Origin of the sequence: Rhizobium azibense (genome assembly GCF_004342325.1) — a bacterium.
Lineage (GTDB): Bacteria > Pseudomonadota > Alphaproteobacteria > Rhizobiales > Rhizobiaceae > Rhizobium > Rhizobium etli_B.
Genome location: NZ_SMBJ01000012.1, coordinates 94,557 through 113,144, shown reverse-complemented (window position 1 = coordinate 113,144; position 18,588 = coordinate 94,557). Strand labels below are relative to the sequence as shown.

Genomic DNA, 18,588 nt, shown 5'->3' with positions numbered 1-18,588 from the left:
AAAGGTAATGGGTGAAATGAAGGCTGGTTCAAGATTTTTGAACGCAGTATCGGCGGTTGCGCTGTCTGCAGGTATCGTTGCTTCGGGCGCAGGCGCAATTACAATCGTCTCTGTGACGGCCGCTGAAGCAGCAGTTATTCAGCGGATCGATGTGCGTGGAGCGAGCCGCGTCGGCGCCGAGGCAGTCCGGTCGAATCTCACAATCGCCCCAGGCCGTAACTTCTCCAATACCGACATCGATGACTCCGTAAAGCAGCTCTACGGCACCGGATATTTCTCCGATGTCAAAATCTCCGTCTCCGGCAGCACGCTGGTCGTGACGGTCGAGGAAGCGCAGCTCGTCAATCAGGTCGTTTTCAACGGCAATCGCAAGGTCAAGGATGACAAACTGGCCTCGGTTGTACAGACGCACGCCTCCGGTCCCTACAACGATGCGCTGATCCAGGCAGATATCGCGGCGATCAAGGAAGCCTACGCGGCAACGGGCCGCAGCGAAGTGCAGGTCACGACGCAAGTCGTTCCGCTAGGCGAGGGCCGCGTCAATCTTGCTTTCGTCATCGATGAAGGCGACCGCACGAAGATCGCAGCCATCAATTTCGTAGGCAACAATGCCTACAGCACCAATCGTCTGGCTGCCGTCATCAGCACCAAGCGCTCGAACTTCCTCTCGTTCCTGACCCGCAAGGACGTGTACAGTGAAGATCGCCTGCATGCCGACGAAGAGGCGCTGCGCCAGTTCTATTTCAATCGCGGCTATGCCGACTTCAAGATCATCTCGTCAGATGCTGTTTTTGATGAATCCACGAACAAGTACACGCTGACATTCAATATCGAGGAAGGTCCACGTTACGACTTCGGTCCGGTAACCGTGCAGTCGACCGTCGAAGGCGTAACCGGCGAGCAGCTTCAAGGCCTGGTGGAGACGCGTGAAGGCGAAGTCTATAGCGCCAAGGACGTCCAGAGGTCCATGGAGGCCATTTCGGATCAGGTTGCTTCGGCGGGCTATCCGTTCGCCCGCGTGACGCCGCGCGGTAACCGCGACCTCGGCAACAATACGATCGGTGTCGAGTATCTCGTCGATCAGGGCGAGCGTGCCTACATCGAGCGCATCGAGATCCGCGGCAACAGCCGCACGCGCGACTACGTCATCCGCCGCGAGTTCGACATGAGCGAAGGCGACGCCTTCAATCAACAGATGGTCACCAAGGCGAAGCGCCGCCTCGAAGCGCTTGGCTTCTTCTCGTCGGTGAACATCTCGACCGCGCCGGGCAGCTCGCCTGACCGCGTCGTTGTCATCGTCGATGTTCAGGATCAGTCGACGGGTTCGTTCGGGATCGGTGCCGGTTACGCGGCAGGCGGCGACGGTCTGATCCTGGAAGCGTCCATCGAAGAAAAGAACTTCCTGGGTCGTGGCCAGTATATCAGGGTTTCTGCCGGTGGCGGTGTCGAAGGCTCGCAGAGTTATGGTTTGAGCTTCACCGAGCCCTACTTCCTCGGTTATCGCCTTGCGACCGGTTTCGACCTCAATCACAGCGAAACCTCGAGCAACGACAATTACGACTACACGGAAGATAGCGTCGTGCTTCGCGCGACGGCGCCGATCACCGAGGATCTCGCGACGACGTTCCGCTACAACTTCAAGCGGATGGAGTACGATGCCGACGGCAGCGATCTGTCCGATCTTTCGACACCCTATCAGGATCTCGTGAATGATGGACCATGGATCCGTTCATCGATTTCCAATACGTTGACCTATAACACGCTCGATGACATGACGCTCCCGCGCGAGGGTATATATGCGACCTTGACGCAGGAAATTGCCGGCTTGGGAGGCGACTCTCAGTTCTACAAGATCTACGGGAAGGCGCGTTACTATCATCTGCTTGCTGACGATGCCGATATCATCGGGTCTGTTGCGGCAGGCGCGGGCCACGTTGTCGGTCTCGGCAAAGACCTGAACATCTTCGACCAGTTCACATTGGGCAACAACGACATCCGCGGCTTCGAGAACAAGGGTATCGGCCCTCGCGTTGGCGGCGGGCCGGATGATCCACTCGGAGGAACGACTTATTTTACCGTCTCGGCGGAGGCAACCTTCCCGATGCCCGGCTTCCCGCGGGACTTTGGCCTTCGTGGCGCGGTCTTTGCTGATGCGGGTACATTGTTCGGAAATGATGTTGACGTGAGTTCGCCGGAATTCGTGAGAGGCGATAGCGCGGAGCTTCGTGCGTCCGTCGGTATCGGCCTTGTCTGGCAGTCGCCATTCGGCGCGCTGCGCGTCGACTACGCGATTCCGGTCGTGAAGGAAGATTACGACCAAACGCAGTACTTCAAGTTTGGCATCAACAACCAATTCTGATATCGGCAATCCAGAATCGAAAACTGGAGCTTTGCCGGTGGAGCAGAACAATTTCTTTCCGCCCCGCGACGGCGTCAAACTTTCCGAGTTGGCGCAGTATCTCGGGGCGGAACTTGCCGATCCCGTAAATGGCGACATCCTCATCCGCTCGGTGTCACCGGTCAGCCGTGCGAAGGCGGGTGATCTTTGCTACATCATTTCACGCAGGAGCCGTGCGGAGCTTGAGACCTGTCAGGCGTCGGCAGTTCTTTGCGAGCCCGCGATAAGATCGGCGGTACCTCCTCATATTCCCGTTCTCTTGGCGAAGAATCCCCATGCCGCGTTTGCGATGGCAGGCGGATATCTCCATCCGGCTGCACTAAGGCCGCTGGCAACAATGTCTTCGCCGGCAGAGATCGCGGCGACAGCGGTTGTCGATCCGACAGCGCGGCTGGAACCGGGCGTGATCGTCGAACCTTTGGCTATCATCGGCGCGAATGCGGAAATCGGTCAGGGAACACGGATCGGCGCCGGCGCGCTTATCGGTCCGGGTGTCAAGATTGGTCGCGATTGCACGATTGCCGGCGGTGCCAGCGTGATATGCGCGCTCTTGGGCAATGGCGTGATCGTCCACAACGGTGTGCGTATTGGCCAGGATGGCTTTGGCTATGCGCCAGGCTCCAGAGGCATGGTCAAGATCGTTCAGATCGGCCGGGTCATCATCCAGGACAACGTCGAGATCGGCGCGAACACGACAATCGATCGCGGCACGATGGACGACACGGTCGTCGGCGAGGGTACAAAGATCGACAACCAGGTACAGATAGGCCACAACGTCAGGATTGGGCGTCATTGCGCGATCGTTTCTCAGGTCGGCATCGCCGGCAGTGCGGTTATTGGAAACGGTGTGCAGATCGGCGGCCAGACAGGTATTAATGGCCATATTACGATCGGCGATGGCGTACAGATCGCGGCAAAGAGCGGCGTCATTCAGAGCATTCCTGCCGGCGAGCGTTATGGCGGCATTCCGGCACGTCCGGTAAAGGATTTTCTTCGAGAGTCGGCCGAGATCATGGCGCGCGCGAACGCTCGGGCTCATAAAACGGGAGATCAAGAATGACTGAAGGGGTCAAGGAGACGCTTGCTTCGGCAGATATCATGGAGATCATGAAACTTCTGCCGCATCGTTATCCGTTCTTGCTGGTCGATCGAATTATTGAGATCGATGGCGATGATTCCGCGATCGGCATCAAGAACGTCACTGCCAACGAGCCTCATTTCACCGGTCACTTTCCCGAGTCGCCGATCATGCCGGGTGTGCTGCTGATCGAAGGTATGGCGCAGACGGCGGGTGCGATCTGCGCGCGCAAGGATGGAACGAGCGGTAACCTCGTCTACTTCATGACCATCGACAACGCACGTTTTCGCAAGCCTGTCATCCCCGGCGATAGGGTCGAATTTCATGTGAAGAAGCAGAAGCAGCGCGGCAATATCTGGAAGTTCCATTGCGACGCCAAGGTCGACGGCGCATTGGCTGCGGAAGCCGATATCGGCGCGATGATTCTTCGTAAGGACGAGGCATGAGCACGATAGCAGGGAGCGCCCGCATCCATGCCATGGCCGTTGTCGAGGACGGCGCGGTCATCGGCGAAGGCGTGACCGTCGGTCCGTTTTGCCATGTCGGCCCGAAGGTTGTTCTCCATGACAATGCCGAACTGCTGGCGCATGTCGTGGTCACCGGCAGAACCGAGATCGGCAAAGGCACCCGGATTTTCCCCATGGCGGTCATCGGCGGCGACCCCCAGAGCGTGCACCATGGCGGCGAGGAGACGACGCTGACGGTGGGCGAGAACTGCACGATCCGCGAAGGCGTGACGATGAATACCGGCACCGCCGATTTCGGCGGCAAGACAATCGTCGGCGACAACAACCTGTTTCTCGCCAATTCCCATGTCGCCCATGACTGCCGTGTCGGCAATCACGTCATCATGTCCAACAATGTCATGCTCGCGGGGCATGTGACGATCGAGGATCGCGTCATTCTCGGCGGCGGATCGGCCGTGCATCAGTTTACGCGGGTCGGCCGCCAAGCCTTCGTCGGCGGCCTTTCTGCTGTGAGCTACGATGTCATTCCGTACGGGATGCTCAATGGAAATCCTGGATTGCTGGGTGGTCTCAACGTTGTCGGCATGACGCGCGCCGGGATTGATCGCGCTGTCATTCATACGGTGCGGCGCGCTTACAAGGCGATTTTTGAAGGATCAGGCTCGATCCGTGACAACGCGGCAGCAATCCGCAACGAATATGCCGATTGCGAGCCGGTGATGCAAATCCTTGATTTCATTGCCGCAGAAAGCGACCGCGCGTTGTCGTCGCCGACGCGAGGGCAGAAAGGCTGACCTTGTCTCCCGCCGGTGATACCGACAAAGGCCGTCTGGCGATCATTGCGGGAAACGGTCTTCTGCCGTCTTATGTCGCCGAGGCGGCACGGGCAGCTGGCGAGGATCCATTCGTCATTTCACTGAAGGGCGAGCTCGACCGGTCATGGGAGGGCTACGACCATGCAGTCATAGGTGTCGGTGATTTGTCGGCGCTGGCAGAAATTTTCAAGCGCAACAACATCACTCGCGTCGTCATGTCCGGCGGCGTTCGCCGCCGCCCCGAATGGCGCGAAGTGCGACCGACCTGGCGGACGGTCGCAAAGATGCCGGGTGTGGTGCGTACGCTGCTTTCGGGCGGTGACAATACGGTGTTGCAGATGGTCATCAAGCTCATTGAGGATGACGGACGGCGCGTCGTCGGCGCGCAGGATATTGCCCCCGACCTGCTGGCGGCTGTCGGGCCGATCGGCGCTATGTCGCCGGGTAATGAGGACAAGATCGATATACTGAAGGGGGCAGCCGCCGCCGAAGCGCTGGGTGCTCTCGATATCGGGCAAGGGGCAGTCTCCGTCGGCGGGCGCATCGTGGCGCTCGAAGGCGCGGAAGGGACCGACGGCATGCTTGAGCGCGTCGCATCGCTGCGTGCCGCCGGGCGTATATCGCCGCGCCGCCGTGGCGTGCTGGTCAAGCTCTGCAAGCCGCAGCAGGATGTCCGCGCCGATCTTCCATCGATCGGCCTATCCACGGTGATGAATGCCAAGGCGGCGGGCTTGGCAGGAATCGCAATCGAGGCGGGACGTGCTCTCGTGCTGGACCGCCAGGCTGTTATGAAGGCAGCCGACGAAGCCGGGCTCTTTGTCTGCGGGCTCGATCGCGGCCTGCCGTCTTGGGGGCTGCGATGAAGATCGCGATCGTGGCAGGCGAGGTTTCCGGAGATCTTCTCGGAGCCGATCTCGTGGATGCACTGAAACGGAGGCATGCCGGCATTGAACTTGTCGGCGTCGGCGGCGACGCGCTCGAGGCACAGGGGCTGAAATCGCTCTTCGATTTTTCCGAGCTTTCGATCATGGGCATCACGCAGGTGCTCAAAAAATTGCCGAAGCTCGTCGCCCGCATCAGGCAGACGACGGCTGCAATCATTGCGGCAAAGCCCGATATTCTGGTCGTCATCGACAGCCCGGATTTCACTCATCGCGTTGCCAAACGCGTCCGCCAAGCCCTGCCAGGACTGCCGGTCGTCAATTACGTCTGTCCCAGCGTTTGGGCGTGGAAGGAATACCGCGCCCAGCAGATGCTCGGCTATGTCGATCATGTCCTGGCCGTTCTGCCGTTCGAGCCCGCGGTGATGGAGCAACTCGGCGGACCGCAGACGACTTATGTCGGCCACCGGCTGACGGCGGATGCGGATTTGATTGCCGCCAGGCATGGCAGGTCAGAAAAGCTCAAGACCGACGCGGAGGGCAGGAAAACGATCATGCTGCTCCCAGGCTCGCGCCCGTCGGAGATCACAAAACTGCTTCCCTATTTTCGCGATGCCGTCAACGAGCTCGTCGCCCGCGGCGGCACAATGCGGTTTCTCATGCCGACCGTGAGCCGCAGGGAATCAATGGTTCGCGACCTGGTGAAGGACTGGGAAACGAAACCCGAGATCCTGACGGGCAATGAACAGAAATGGCGGGCTTTCGCGCAGGCCGATGCGGCAATGGCTGCTTCGGGGACCGTCATTCTCGAGCTTGCGCTTACAGGCGTGCCGACGGTCTCAGTCTATAAGACAGACTGGATTATCACGATGATGACGCGGCGCATCAAGACGTGGACCGGCGCAATCCCGAACCTGATCGCCGACTATGCCGTCGTCCCAGAATATATCAACGAGGTCGTTCGTGGTGCAAGCCTAGCGCGCTGGATGGAGCGCCTTTCCAGCGACACGCTCCAGCGGCGCGCAATGCTCGAAGGTTTCGAACTTGTCTGGAACCGCATGCAGACGGAAAGGCCGCCTGGCGAGAAAGCGGCGGATATCATTCTCGACATTCTGGACAAGAAAAAACCCGGCCGTCTCTGACCGGGTTTCTTTCCGGGCGAGAGCGGCTTAGCGCTTTGAAACCGGAACGTAGTCGCGCAGCGGTTCGCCGATATAGAGCTGGCGCGGACGGCCGATGCGCTGCTGCGGATCCTCGATCATTTCGTTCCACTGGGCGATCCAGCCGACCGTGCGGGCCAGCGCAAAGAGGACCGTGAACATCGTCGTGGGGAAGCCCAGCGCCTTCAGCGTGATGCCGGAATAGAAGTCGATGTTGGGGTAGAGCTTCTTTTCGATGAAGTATTCGTCGGTCAGAGCAATGCGTTCCAGCTCCATCGCAACTTCGAGAAGCGGATCGTCCTTGTGGCCGAGTTCGGCGAGAACCTCATGCGTCGTCTTCTGCATGATCTTGGCGCGCGGATCGTAGTTCTTGTATACGCGGTGACCGAAGCCCATCAGGCGGAACGGGTCATTCTTGTCCTTGGCGCGGGCAATATATTCCGGAATGCGCTCGACCGAGCCGATTTCCGAAAGCATGTTGAGCGCCGCCTCGTTGGCACCGCCATGAGCCGGGCCCCAGAGGCAGGCAATGCCGGCCGCGATGCAGGCGAACGGGTTAGCGCCCGAAGAGCCGGCGAGACGAACTGTGGAGGTCGAGGCGTTCTGCTCGTGATCGGCGTGCAGGATGAAGATACGGTCCATGGCCCGCGAGAGGACCGGGTTCACGACATATTCCTCGCACGGAACGGCGAAGCACATCCGCAGGAAGTTCGAGGCGTAGTCGAGATCGTTCTTCGGATAAACGAAAGGCTGGCCGATATAGTATTTGTAGGCCATGGCCGCGATAGTCGGCATCTTGGCGATCATGCGCAAGCTTGCAACCATGCGCTGGTGCGGATCGGTGATGTCTGTCGAGTCGTGGTAGAATGCAGACAGAGCGCCGACACAGCCGCACATGACGGCCATCGGATGGGCGTCGCGACGGAAGCCGGTGAAGAAGCGAGACATCTGCTCGTGCACCATGGTGTGATGCGTGACGCGGTAGTCGAAATCCTTCTTCTGAGCAGCCGTCGGCAATTCGCCGTAAAGCAACAGATAGCAGACTTCCAGGAAGTCGCCATGTTCGGCAAGCTGCTCGATCGGGTAGCCGCGATGCAGCAGGATGCCTTCATCGCCGTCGATATAGGTGATCTTCGATTCACAGGAAGCGGTCGAGGTGAAACCAGGATCGTACGTGAAGGAACCGGTGTTTTTATAGAGTGCACCAATATCGATGACATCAGGACCGATCGTTCCGCTTTTCACGGAAAGATTGGCGGTTCTGTCGCCGATTTTGATTGTTGCGCTTTGATCCGTCATGCTGATCCTCCAAACTGGCGGCGGCGCCATAAAAGCGCCATAGGGTTAAGCGTCCTCTCCGATAGCTATATGATCACGGCGCCAATGCCAAGTTACCGTGGCGCCATTTTGTGCATTGCAGTATCAACTTTTAGACACTCCTGCGATGTCGGAGGCGCATAGCGGAAGCCAATGATTTAATTCGGCTTTTTGTAATCCGATTTTTCGGTCTTTTTTCAATCGATTATTGCTGTTGAGACGCCCGCAGGGCTGCATTTAGGTTGTATTCCAGGGTGGCGAGCCCTTGGTGCATGCCTTGAGTTGAAAACGAGCGAGCTGCAAAATCGGCTTTCGCAAAATATAGCCGGCATGTAGTGCCATCCTGCTCTTTGCGCTTTTGGTATACGGGAGAAGCCTTCGGCAAACACAGGGCTCTCGCCTGCCAATAGCGCCACCGATCAGCCATTGTGGCGGCATTGCGAGGTCCCTCGGGGGGGCGGTAATTGGCGACCAAGGAGGCGCTTACGGCTTCAAGAAGTAGCCGATACATGCAGCCGGCAGGTGTGACCCACGCAGCCTGTCCGCTGCGGCATCGTCGCTCCAATAAGATACGGTCCTTGCTATCGCGATCACAGGTGCGAAACCCTCCCAAGGCAGGGCATGGGCAGGCTGGCAATCACGCATGCAGGTATGATCATGCAGGCATGATAATGATGAAGGAGATTGTCACAATGGCGGTAAGCGCGCCTGCGGCCGCTGTCTTTTTAGTCGGATAAGCTCAGGGCACGCGCGGAAAAGGCTGAGGCCGAGCCACAATCCGACAAACAACCACGTTGAGCTCGGAAATAGCGATCATATGGAGCAAGACCAGGTTGGTGGAGCGCTTCTTAAGATCGCCGGCGCTGGTCCGGTCACCAGCGCTGCAGCGAAGGCTTGCATATCCCTGCAGCCAGCACGCAGTGCTCACGGCCGCGGTCGCTCAGGTCAAAACACTGAGCATGGCCATGGGCACTGACCGAAGATGCAGCGAAACCTCCGAGCCGCCGCGAACCGATCGCCGCTTCCAGGCCAGAAAAACCGCGCATGGATCCCGCGTGCGCGGAACAGCGCCTGCTGATCCGGCGCAATCCTTCTTGCGGGTGAAAAACCTTACGGAAAACCCGTGCCGTCGAACCGCCCTTTGGACAACGCCTTGGCGAAGCGCGATCGCCCTGGACCCGCCACCACGAGACGCGGCGACGCCTTTCGCGACTACGCGCTGCCGGTCAATGGTAGCGGCGGATTAGGCCGACGAGCTTACCCTGAACCTTGACGCGATCGGGTCCGAAGATGCGCGTCTCGTAGGCCGGATTCGCCGCCTCAAGCGCGATGGATGCACCCTTGCGGCGGAACCGCTTCAACGTCGCTTCCTCGTCATCGACAAGTGCCACGACAATGTCGCCGGGACTGGCGGTGCTGGTATTGCGGATGATGACCGTGTCGCCATCGAAGATACCAGCATCGATCATCGAATCGCCCTTGACCTCAAGTGCGTAGTGTTCGCCGGTACTGAGCATATCGGCCGGAACGTTGATGTCGTGGGTGTTGTTCTGGATCGCCGAGATCGGCACGCCTGCGGCAATGCGGCCCATGACGGGAACCGAAATGGAGCTGTTATGGTCTTCGTTCGCCGGTTTCGGCGCAACGGCCGCAGGTTGCGGCTTGCCGAGGCTGCCCTGGATGACGCTCGGCGAAAAGCCGCGGCGGGGCTGGATGCTCGGACTATAGGCTTCCGGTAGTTTGATCACTTCCAGGGCGCGGGCGCGGTTCGGTAGGCGACGAATGAAACCGCGCTCTTCGAGAGCGGTAATCAGTCGGTGGATGCCGGACTTTGACGCCAGATCCAGCGCATCCTTCATCTCGTCGAAGGATGGCGGAACGCCGGATTCCTTCATACGCTCATGAATGAAGAGGAGAAGCTCCTGTTGTTTGCGTGTCAGCATCGAAGTTTAACCTCAGATTCGTGAAACAAAGCCAGAACAGACACTATATGTTCCATATGTGTTCCGCAAGTGCCTAAATTTTCGTAAAACTTCGTCTCAACTGCGTTCTTTTTCCGAAACTTTTGTTTGCCGGGCAAGCGCTTTCAGCTTGCATTGACCACAGAGCGGCACACATCTTCATCACAGGGAAACGGAGACCTTATGCCATGCTGCATCCGTTGGATCATGTTGTTCTACCGGTCACCAACATCGATCTCGCGCGCGAGCGGCTGGGACGATTGGGGTTCACGGTTGCCGCCGAGGGCCGTCATCCTTTCGGCACGGTGAATGCTTGCGTTTACTTCGCCGACAAGACCTATCTCGAGCCTCTTGGCGTCGCGAATGCGAAAGAATGTGAAGAATCAGTGCGGCACGGAAACGTCTTTGTGGCGCGCGACCAGGCATTTCGTTTCCGGTGCGGCAATGACGGTTTCTCTGCGGCAGCATTCAGCACCGAGGACGCGGACGCCGATCATGCCCATTTCGTGCGTGCGAGAAAGAGCGGCGGCGCGATGCTGGAGTTTTCGCGCCAGATCAAGATGCCGGACGGCTCGCAATCGACAGGCACTTTCAAGCTTGCCTTTGCCGCCGATCTTCGGGCGCCGGATTTCTTCCTCTTTGACTGCCAGCGCATCAATGCCTTTCCGGCCGATCGCAGTGCGCTGGAAAAGCATGCGAATGGTGCAACCGGCATCTCGGAGATCGTGCTAAGCGCCCCCGAGCCTGAAGCCTACGGCTCGTTCCTTCAGTTGGCCCTGTCTACGACGGAAATCGGGCGGACCCCGTTCGGGGTTGCGATCGCAGCAGCGAATGCCAGGATCAGTGTGCTGTCGCCGGAAGGGATGGAGGCTTATTTCGATTCGGCGCCGTTAACCGTGGATAAGGGGCTGAGAGGCAGCGCTATCGTTTTCCGCACCACCGATCTTGCCGTGACAGAAGCGCTTTTGGCTGATAACGGGATGCCCTATACACGCAAGAACAACAGAGTTCTGGTGAAGCCTGCGCCCGGCCAAGGTGCGATCTTCGCCTTCGAGGAGACCCGATGAGCAATACGAATTCAGAAGTCGCAGTCGGCGAAGGTGCCGGCCGCGTGGTATTTTCCAACAGTGGCAAGCTGTCGCTGATCGCAGGGGCATGCGAAATGGAGAGCCGCGACCATGCCTTCATGGTCGCAGGCACGCTCAAGGAGCTTTGCGGCAAGCTCGGCGTCGGGCTCGTCTACAAGACCTCCTTCGACAAGGCGAACCGCTCATCGCTGTCGAGCAAACGCGGCATCGGGCTGGAGAAGGGCTTGGAAGTCTTCGCCGACCTCAAGAAGGAACTCGGCATTCCGGTTCTGACAGATATCCATTCGCAAGAGCAATGCGCGCTGGTCGCCGAGGTCGTGGACATTCTGCAGATCCCGGCCTTCCTCTCGCGTCAGACGGACTTGCTTGTGGCGGCTGCGAAGACCGGCCGTGTCATCAACGTCAAGAAGGGCCAGTTTCTCGCTCCCTGGGACATGAACAATGTTCTTGCCAAGCTGAATCAGAGCGGCAACCCGAACGTTCTGCTTTGTGAGCGTGGCGCATCCTTCGGTTACAACACGTTGGTCTCCGACATGCGCGCGCTGCCGATCATGGCGGCAATGGGAGCTCCGGTCATTTTCGATGCGACACATTCCGTACAGCAGCCCGGCGGCCAGGGCACGACATCGGGTGGGCAGCGGCAGTTCGTCGAGACGCTGGCGCGGGCAGCCGTTGCAGTCGGCGTTGCAGGTGTCTTCATCGAGACCCACGAGGACCCGGACAATGCCCCCTGCGACGGCCCCAACATGGTGTATTTGAACGACATGCCTCGGCTTCTGGAAAAGCTGCTGGCTCTCGACGCCGTCGCCAAGGCGACGTGATACTGGCCGAAGCTGCCCGCAGTCAACGGGCGAGCGCCATCCTTTCGCTTGGGTACGGCCGCGTTGGAGCGGACGCCGTTGCGTCCTCGAGAAGGAAACGGGCCAGCAGGTGATTGAGGTGTATCGCCTCGTCACCGAGCTCGCGGCAGGCGGCACTTGTCTGTTCAACCATCGCCGCGTTCTGCTGCGTGACGCTGTCCATAGTATTGACGGCGGCGTTGATTTCCAGGAGAGCGGTCGTTTGTTCGCCAGAGGAACGCACGATCGACTCGATTAGCGCGGTGACCTTCAGAACCTGCCGATCGATATTGCTGAGCGCTTCACCGGTGCGGCTGACCAAGGCGACGCCGGCCGAAACCTGGCTGGAGGACGTCTCGATCAACTGCTTGATTTCCTTTGCGAGATTGGCGGAGCGGCCAGCAAGGTCACGCACTTCCTGCGCAACGACCGCAAAACCTTTTCCGGCCTCGCCCGCGCGGGCGGCTTCCACGCCGGCATTGAGCGCGAGCAGGTTGGTCTGGAAGGCGATTTCGTCGATAACGTTGATGATCTCGCCGATCTGCGCGGACGATGTCTCGATCTTCTCCATCGCAGCGACCGCCTCGTGCACGACGGTTGCCGAGTAGCTGGCGCTTTCCTTCGTCGCCGTCATCATCACGTTCGCTTCATTGGCGCGTTCCGACGAGTTCTTGACGGTGACCGTGATCTGGTCGAGCGCCGAGGCCGCCTGCTCCAGCGAGGCGGCTTGATGCTCGGTTCGCCGGGCCAGATCGTCTGTGCTCGACGCGATTTCGCCGGAGGCGGTCCTCACTACATTCGTCACGCTCGAGATTTCCTTCATCGCTTCGGAAAGCGTGCGAACGCTCGAATTGAACTGCTCGCGCAGCTTTTCGTAGGTTGCGTCGAAAGGCTCGCTAAGCTGGACCGTGAGATCGCCGCGCGAGAGGCGTTCCAGACCGCGGCTCAGGCCGGCGATGACGCCCTCGCGGACGGCTTCCTCGTCTGCCTTGGCAGCGGCAAGCGCCGCATCGCGCTGCAGTTGGGCCTGACGCTCGGCATCCTGGCGAGCACGGATATTGTTCCGCTCTTCGGCGGATTGGCGGAAGACGGTGACGGCGCGTGCCATCTCCCCGATCTCGTCGGCCCGGCGGCTGAAGGGCACATCCTTCGAGTAGTCGCCGCCCGCAAGGATCGCCATATAGTCGCTCATTGCCGAGAGCGGCACGATGGCGCGGCGGCGAAAGACGTAAAGGCCGCCAAGAAGCAGGCAAAGCGAGACTGCGGCAGCTGCGAGCGTGAGTGCCGAAAGGATGCGTGTCTGTTCGGCGGCGTCCCCTTCAGCGGATGCCAGGAAAGTGTTCGCCATATCGACTAGTTCGTTGACGGCGTTTTCATGGATATGAAAATTCGTCGCAAGCCTTTCGAAGGACGCCGGAATGACTGCGGAGTCATTCTTGACGATGGCGGGCGCAAGTTCGTCCTCAATCACCTTCCAGAACACGTCGCCTTTGACAAGGACATCGCTAAGGAGCTTCTGCTTAAGTTCCGAGCTGAGGGCGGTCGCCAGCCAATATTTGCGGCGGTCCTCGTAGGCGGGCTTTAAGACATTTCCGATTCGCTCGACGTTCTTCCTGGCAACGTCGGGGCGCTGCACCGCTTCGAGCGCGAGCATGTAAGATTCAACGAGGTAGAGGGGCGGCGGCAGAATATCGGCGACGAGATCTTTGCCATAGATGATTTGCTTGTACATCTCGCCGTTTACCCGCAGCTTGTTGAAGGCGTAGTTCTGTATGCCGATGGAAGCGATCAATCCCGCGGCGACGACCATCGCGAATATAGCAAGGCTGCGTGCAATATTGAGTTTCATCCTGCGCCCCCTGAATTGAAACAGAAAACAGATGCTGTTCGTTTGAATTGTTCTGGAATTTGCCAGTGACCTGAAACCCTGAAGGTTTCGTATAATCAGGCGGATTTGGACCGCACGAGGAAGCGCATCATGCAATACTACTTGCCAAAGACCTGGGCAGTATTTCCTCACTGGGTATAATTGTAATATTGATTGGTTACCGACCGATAAATTTACAGCCGCATCGAAAGTGTGAGGGGCCCAAAAGCCGCGGCCGACAGGGATCGATCAGGTGGCGAACGGCTTCTTCAAAAGCCTGACATATTCGGGCGATAGGCCATGCCATGCCGTGTGTCGTCGGTGTGGCATTGTAATTTGCGTGCCTTCGATTAAACAGGCTTCGAACGAATTATCACCCACCGAGCAGGAAGAGATCATGACTGCAATTACCGACATTATCGCCCGCGAGATTCTCGACAGCCGTGGCAATCCGACCGTTGAAGTCGATGTCTATCTCGAAGACGGCAGTATGGGCCGTGCGGCGGTGCCGTCCGGCGCCTCGACCGGTGCGCATGAGGCCGTCGAAGTTCGCGACGGCGGCAAGCGCTATCTCGGCAAGGGTGTTGAAAAGGCCGTCGAGGCTGCCAACACGGAAATCTTCGACTCGATCGGCGGCATCGATGCCGAGAACCAGATCCAGATCGACAACATCATGATCGAACTGGACGGCACGCCGAACAAGTCTCGCCTCGGCGCCAATGCCATCCTCGGCGTATCGCTTGCCGTCGCCAAGGCCGCCGCCCAGGCCGCCGGCCTGCCGCTCTATCGATATGTTGGCGGTGCCAGCGCGCATCTGCTGCCGGTTCCGATGATGAACATCATCAACGGCGGCGCGCATGCCGACAATCCAATCGACTTCCAGGAATTCATGATCATGCCGGTCGGCGCCGATTCGATCCGCGAAGCGGTTCGCATGGGCTCGGAAGTCTTCCACGTCCTCAAGAAGGAGCTCTCTGCCCAGGGGCACAACACCAATGTTGGCGACGAGGGCGGCTTTGCACCGGGCTTGAAGAGCGCGCCCGAAGCGCTCGACTTCATCATGAAGTCGATCGAGAAAGCCGGCTACAAGCCGGGCGATGACATCTACCTCGGTCTCGATTGCGCTTCGACGGAATTCTTCAAGGACGGCAAGTATGTGCTGGAAGGAGAGGGCCGCACGCTTGAATCGGGCGCCATGGCTGAATACCTCGCCGATCTCGCCGGCAAGTACCCGATCATCTCGATCGAAGACGGCATGGCTGAAGACGACTGGGACGGCTGGAAGGCCCTGACTGATCTTGCAGGCAAGACGGTGCAGTTGGTGGGCGACGATCTTTTCGTCACGAACTCGGAGCGCCTGCGCGACGGTATCCGCATGGGTGTCGCCAACTCGATCCTCGTGAAGGTCAACCAGATCGGATCGCTGACCGAAACGCTCGACGCCGTCAACACCGCCCACAAGGCAGCCTATACCGCCGTCATGTCGCACCGCTCGGGCGAGACCGAAGACTCTACGATCGCCGATCTCGCCGTCGCGACCAATTGCGGTCAGATCAAGACCGGGTCGCTGTCGCGCTCCGATCGTCTGGCGAAGTACAACCAGCTGATCCGCATCGAGGAGGGCCTTGGTCCGCAGGCTCGCTACGCTGGACGCTCGATTATCCGCGGCTGAAAGCCCTTAAAAATCAGATGCTTGAAATCCGCGCTTCACCGGCGCGGGTTTTTTGTCGATCTGATTTCACAGTCAACGGACGGTTAATCTCTCATGCGTAAGCTCCCATAAAGGTAATGCGTTTCAGAGCACGTGCGGGTATGTGGACAAAGCATCATAAGAAGAGAAAGATCGGCCGGTTCGTCATTCCGGCCATGACGGTCGCTTTTCTCTCCTATTTCGGTTATCACTGCATTCACGGAGACTATGGTCTGCGGGCCACGGAAGGCTTCGAGAAGCGCCGGACTGCGCGCGAACGTGAGCTTGCGGTCTTGAAGGAGAAACGCGAACATCTGGAACAGCAAGTCGCGCTGTTGAGTGATGGCTCGCTCGACAAGGACATGCTGGACGAAAAAGCCCGCTACCAATTGAACATGTCGCGGGCCGACGAAATCGTCATATTCAACTCCTACACCAATTAACCAGAAATCGGTTAATTGGTGTTTATGTAGCTTTATCAATAATTTAAACTAGAATACGTGCCATGCATTTATGGCATTGCTGTGGCTAAATTTCTTCCCTATGGTACGCGCCACCTAAGAAACGACAAACCCATAGGGAGGGTTGAATGGCGCCGCGAAAGACCGCGACCGTTTCCAGCCGCAAAACCAGCGCAAAACCTCAGAGCAAGCAATCGAATGGCGCGGCTATCGCCGATTTCGACCGTGATACCGAACTTAAGGCCTATCGCGAAATGCTGCTCATACGGCGTTTCGAGGAAAAGGCAGGCCAGCTGTACGGCATGGGCTTCATCGGCGGTTTCTGTCACCTTTATATCGGCCAGGAAGCCGTTGTCGTCGGCATGCAGTTCGCGCTCAAGGAAGGCGACCAGGTCATCACCGGCTACCGCGATCACGGCCATATGCTGGCGACCGGCATGAGCGCGCGCGGCGTGATGGCGGAACTGACGGGACGCAGAGGGGGCTATTCCAAGGGGAAGGGCGGCTCCATGCACATGTTCTCCAAGGAAAAGCATTTCTACGGCGGCCACGGCATCGTCGGCGCCCAGGTTTCGCTCGGTACCGGACTCGCCTTCGCCAACAGATATCGCGGCAATGACAATGTCAGCGTCGCCTATTTCGGAGACGGAGCGGCCAACCAGGGTCAGGTCTACGAAAGCTTCAACATGGCGCAGCTCTGGAAGCTGCCCGTCATCTACGTGATAGAGAATAACCGCTACGCCATGGGCACCTCGACCGCCCGCGCGACCGCGCAGGCTGATTTTTCCAAGCGGGGCGTGTCCTTCGGCATTCCGGGCATGCAGGTGGACGGCATGGACGTGCGCGCCGTCAAGGCTGCTGCCGACGAAGCGATCGAGTACTGCCGTTCCGGCAAGGGTCCGATGATCCTCGAAATGCTGACCTATCGCTATCGCGGCCATTCGATGTCCGACCCGGCGAAGTATCGTTCGAAGGACGAAGTCCAGAAGATGCGCTCCGAATCCGATCCGATCGAGCAGGTGCGCCTGCGCCTCATCGAGAAGGGCTGGGCGTCGGAAGAAGACCTGAAGTCCATCGACAAGGACGTGCGTGATATCGTCGCCGACAGCGCCGATTTCGCCCAGGCCGATCCGGAGCCGGATGTATCCGAGCTCTACACCGACATTCTGCTATAATCGGGGAGGGAACCCATGCCTATCGATATCCTCATGCCCGCCCTCTCTCCGACGATGGAAGAAGGCACGCTGTCCAAATGGCTCAAGAAGGAAGGCGACAAGGTTGCTTCCGGTGACGTCATCGCCGAAATCGAAACCGACAAGGCGACGATGGAGGTCGAAGCCGTCGACGAGGGCGTGATCGGCAAGCTCCTGGTCCCGGCCGGTACCGAAAACGTCAAGGTGAACGCCAAGATCGCCGTGCTGCTGCAGGACGGCGAATCGGCCTCGGACATCTCCACGGCTGCTCCCGCCGCACCGCCGGCTCCGGCTCCCCAGGCCGAGGAAAAGCCGGCCACCCAGGCGCCCGTTCCGGCAGAGCCCAAGGCTTTCGTTCCAACCGATCCGGAAATCCCGACGGGCACCGAGATGGTGTCGACGACCGTTCGCGAAGCTCTTCGCGACGCCATGGCCGAAGAAATGCGCGCCGACGAGAGCGTCTTCGTCATGGGCGAGGAAGTTGCCGAATATCAGGGCGCCTACAAGGTAACCCAGGGCCTCTTGCAGGAGTTCGGCCCGCGCCGCGTGGTCGATACCCCGATCACCGAGCACGGCTTTGCCGGCGTCGGCGTCGGCGCTGCGATGGCCGGCCTACGGCCGATCGTCGAATTCATGACGTTCAACTTCGCCATGCAGGCGATAGACCAGATCATCAATTCCGCCGCCAAGACACTCTACATGTCTGGTGGCCAGATGGGCGCACCGATGGTCTTTCGCGGCCCGAACGGCGCGGCTGCCCGCGTTGCCGCCCAGCACAGCCAGGACTACGCCGCCTGGTACTCGAGCATTCCGGGCCTCAAGGTTGTCATGCCGTACACGGCATCGGACGCCAAGGGCCTGCTAAAGGCCGCCATCCGCGATCCGAACCCCGTCATCTTCCTCGAGAACGAAATCCTTTACGGCCAGCACTTCGACGTGCCGAAGCTCGATAACTTCGTTCTGCCGATCGGCAAGGCCCGAATCCACCGTCCCGGCAAGGATGCGACGGTCGTTTCATGGGGCATTGGCATGACCTATGCCACGAAGGCGGCCGCCGAACTCGAAAAACTCGGCATCGACATCGAACTGATCGACCTTCGCACCATCCGACCGATGGATCTGCCGACCGTCATTGAATCGGTGAAGAAGACGGGACGCCTGGTCACCGTCGAGGAAGGATATCCCCAGTCGTCCGTCGGCACAGAAATCGCCACCCGCGTCATGCAGCAGGCCTTCGACTATCTCGATGCACCGATCCTGACGATTGCCGGAAAGGACGTTCCAATGCCCTATGCCGCCAACCTCGAGAAGCTGGCTCTGCCGAACGTCGGCGAAGTCGTCGATGCGGTGAAGGCCGTTTGCTACAAATAACA

General features: G+C 59.1%; 15 protein-coding genes. 12 read left to right on the top strand and 3 right to left on the bottom strand.

The genetic code is table 11. The annotated features are described in order from the left end of the window. Positions 1-16 precede the first annotated feature (16 nt). Genes bamA through lpxB form a run of 6 tightly spaced genes read left to right on the top strand, consistent with a single transcriptional unit; the run spans position 17 to position 6,781 of the window. On the top strand, positions 17-2,359 hold the full coding sequence (gene bamA / locus EV130_RS26790) for an outer membrane protein assembly factor BamA (protein WP_132552643.1): 2,343 nt from the start codon (positions 17-19) through the stop codon (positions 2,357-2,359). Positions 2,360-2,396: 37 nt separating this feature from the next. Next, positions 2,397-3,458 carry a UDP-3-O-(3-hydroxymyristoyl)glucosamine N-acyltransferase gene (gene lpxD, locus EV130_RS26785; protein ID WP_074063150.1) on the top strand — a complete coding sequence of 354 codons (1,062 nt, stop codon included), beginning with the start codon at positions 2,397-2,399 and terminating at the stop codon, positions 3,456-3,458. Further along, on the top strand, positions 3,455-3,922 hold the full coding sequence (gene fabZ, locus EV130_RS26780; protein WP_022715492.1) for a 3-hydroxyacyl-ACP dehydratase FabZ: 468 nt from the start codon (positions 3,455-3,457) through the stop codon (positions 3,920-3,922). The genes lpxD and fabZ overlap by 4 nt, the downstream gene beginning before the upstream one ends. Next, the gene (gene lpxA, locus EV130_RS26775; RefSeq protein WP_074061181.1) at positions 3,919-4,737 is read left to right on the top strand and encodes an acyl-ACP--UDP-N-acetylglucosamine O-acyltransferase; all 819 of its coding nucleotides are present in this window, start codon (positions 3,919-3,921) and stop codon (positions 4,735-4,737) included. The genes fabZ and lpxA overlap by 4 nt, the downstream gene beginning before the upstream one ends. A 2-nt stretch (positions 4,738-4,739) precedes the next feature. Next, positions 4,740-5,621, top strand: a complete 882-nt coding sequence (locus tag EV130_RS26770) for an LpxI family protein (protein WP_074061182.1) — start codon at positions 4,740-4,742, stop codon at positions 5,619-5,621. Continuing rightward, positions 5,618-6,781, top strand: coding sequence for a lipid-A-disaccharide synthase (lpxB, locus tag EV130_RS26765; protein WP_132552589.1), 1,164 nt, complete (start codon positions 5,618-5,620; stop codon positions 6,779-6,781). The genes EV130_RS26770 and lpxB overlap by 4 nt, the downstream gene beginning before the upstream one ends. Before the next feature lie 27 nt (positions 6,782-6,808). On the opposite strand, the gene gltA is transcribed toward lpxB, so the two are convergent. Both gltA and lexA read right to left on the bottom strand, forming a co-directional pair. Beyond that, complete coding sequence (gene gltA, locus EV130_RS26760) at positions 6,809-8,098, bottom strand: citrate synthase (RefSeq protein WP_074061184.1); 1,290 nt, start codon at positions 8,096-8,098, stop codon at positions 6,809-6,811. Positions 8,099-9,342: 1,244 nt separating this feature from the next. Next, positions 9,343-10,059, bottom strand: coding sequence for a transcriptional repressor LexA (gene lexA, locus EV130_RS26755; RefSeq protein ID WP_132662229.1), 717 nt, complete (start codon positions 10,057-10,059; stop codon positions 9,343-9,345). Between the two features lie 206 nt (positions 10,060-10,265). Here lexA and EV130_RS26750 point away from each other — a divergent pair, with 206 nt between their 5' ends. Together EV130_RS26750 and kdsA are read left to right on the top strand one after the other, a co-directional pair. After that, entirely contained in the window at positions 10,266-11,144 is an 879-nt protein-coding gene (locus EV130_RS26750; RefSeq protein ID WP_074061187.1) for a VOC family protein, read from the top strand. Beyond that, complete coding sequence (kdsA, locus tag EV130_RS26745; protein ID WP_132662227.1) at positions 11,141-11,986, top strand: 3-deoxy-8-phosphooctulonate synthase; 846 nt, start codon at positions 11,141-11,143, stop codon at positions 11,984-11,986. The genes EV130_RS26750 and kdsA overlap by 4 nt, the downstream gene beginning before the upstream one ends. Positions 11,987-12,008: 22 nt before the next feature. Here kdsA and EV130_RS26740 read toward each other — a convergent pair whose 3' ends face one another. Further along, positions 12,009-13,853, bottom strand: coding sequence for a methyl-accepting chemotaxis protein (locus EV130_RS26740; RefSeq protein ID WP_132662225.1), 1,845 nt, complete (start codon positions 13,851-13,853; stop codon positions 12,009-12,011). A 415-nt stretch (positions 13,854-14,268) separates the two neighbouring features. Between EV130_RS26740 and eno the strand changes: the two genes are divergently transcribed. From eno to EV130_RS26720, 4 genes are all read left to right on the top strand, one after another. Then, positions 14,269-15,543, top strand: a complete 1,275-nt coding sequence (eno, locus tag EV130_RS26735) for a phosphopyruvate hydratase (protein ID WP_074061189.1) — start codon at positions 14,269-14,271, stop codon at positions 15,541-15,543. A 140-nt stretch (positions 15,544-15,683) separates the two neighbouring features. Further along, entirely contained in the window at positions 15,684-16,004 is a 321-nt protein-coding gene (locus EV130_RS26730) for an FtsB family cell division protein (protein ID WP_074061190.1), read from the top strand. Positions 16,005-16,150: 146 nt separating this feature from the next. Beyond that, complete coding sequence (gene pdhA / locus EV130_RS26725) at positions 16,151-17,197, top strand: pyruvate dehydrogenase (acetyl-transferring) E1 component subunit alpha (protein ID WP_074061191.1); 1,047 nt, start codon at positions 16,151-16,153, stop codon at positions 17,195-17,197. 15 nt (positions 17,198-17,212) lie between these two features. Continuing rightward, positions 17,213-18,586, top strand: a complete 1,374-nt coding sequence (locus EV130_RS26720) for a pyruvate dehydrogenase complex E1 component subunit beta (protein ID WP_074061192.1) — start codon at positions 17,213-17,215, stop codon at positions 18,584-18,586. The last annotated feature ends 2 nt before the right edge of the window (positions 18,587-18,588 follow it).

Bases quoted from the DNA above. Each gene is read 5' to 3' on its own strand.
- EV130_RS26730 (WP_074061190.1), top strand. From the start codon at position 15,684: ATGTGGACAAAGCATCATAAGAAGAGAAAGATCGGCCGGTTCGTCATT.
- EV130_RS26750 (WP_074061187.1), top strand. From the start codon at position 10,266: ATGCTGCATCCGTTGGATCATGTTGTTCTACCGGTCACCAACATCGAT.
- kdsA (WP_132662227.1), top strand. From the start codon at position 11,141: ATGAGCAATACGAATTCAGAAGTCGCAGTCGGCGAAGGTGCCGGCCGC.
- lpxB (WP_132552589.1), top strand. From the start codon at position 5,618: ATGAAGATCGCGATCGTGGCAGGCGAGGTTTCCGGAGATCTTCTCGGA.
- lexA (WP_132662229.1), bottom strand. From the start codon at position 10,059: ATGCTGACACGCAAACAACAGGAGCTTCTCCTCTTCATTCATGAGCGT.
- bamA (WP_132552643.1), top strand. From the start codon at position 17: ATGAAGGCTGGTTCAAGATTTTTGAACGCAGTATCGGCGGTTGCGCTG.
- gltA (WP_074061184.1), bottom strand. From the start codon at position 8,098: ATGACGGATCAAAGCGCAACAATCAAAATCGGCGACAGAACCGCCAAT.
- pdhA (WP_074061191.1), top strand. From the start codon at position 16,151: ATGGCGCCGCGAAAGACCGCGACCGTTTCCAGCCGCAAAACCAGCGCA.
- eno (WP_074061189.1), top strand. From the start codon at position 14,269: ATGACTGCAATTACCGACATTATCGCCCGCGAGATTCTCGACAGCCGT.
- fabZ (WP_022715492.1), top strand. From the start codon at position 3,455: ATGACTGAAGGGGTCAAGGAGACGCTTGCTTCGGCAGATATCATGGAG.
- EV130_RS26720 (WP_074061192.1), top strand. From the start codon at position 17,213: ATGCCTATCGATATCCTCATGCCCGCCCTCTCTCCGACGATGGAAGAA.
- lpxA (WP_074061181.1), top strand. From the start codon at position 3,919: ATGAGCACGATAGCAGGGAGCGCCCGCATCCATGCCATGGCCGTTGTC.
- EV130_RS26740 (WP_132662225.1), bottom strand. From the start codon at position 13,853: ATGAAACTCAATATTGCACGCAGCCTTGCTATATTCGCGATGGTCGTC.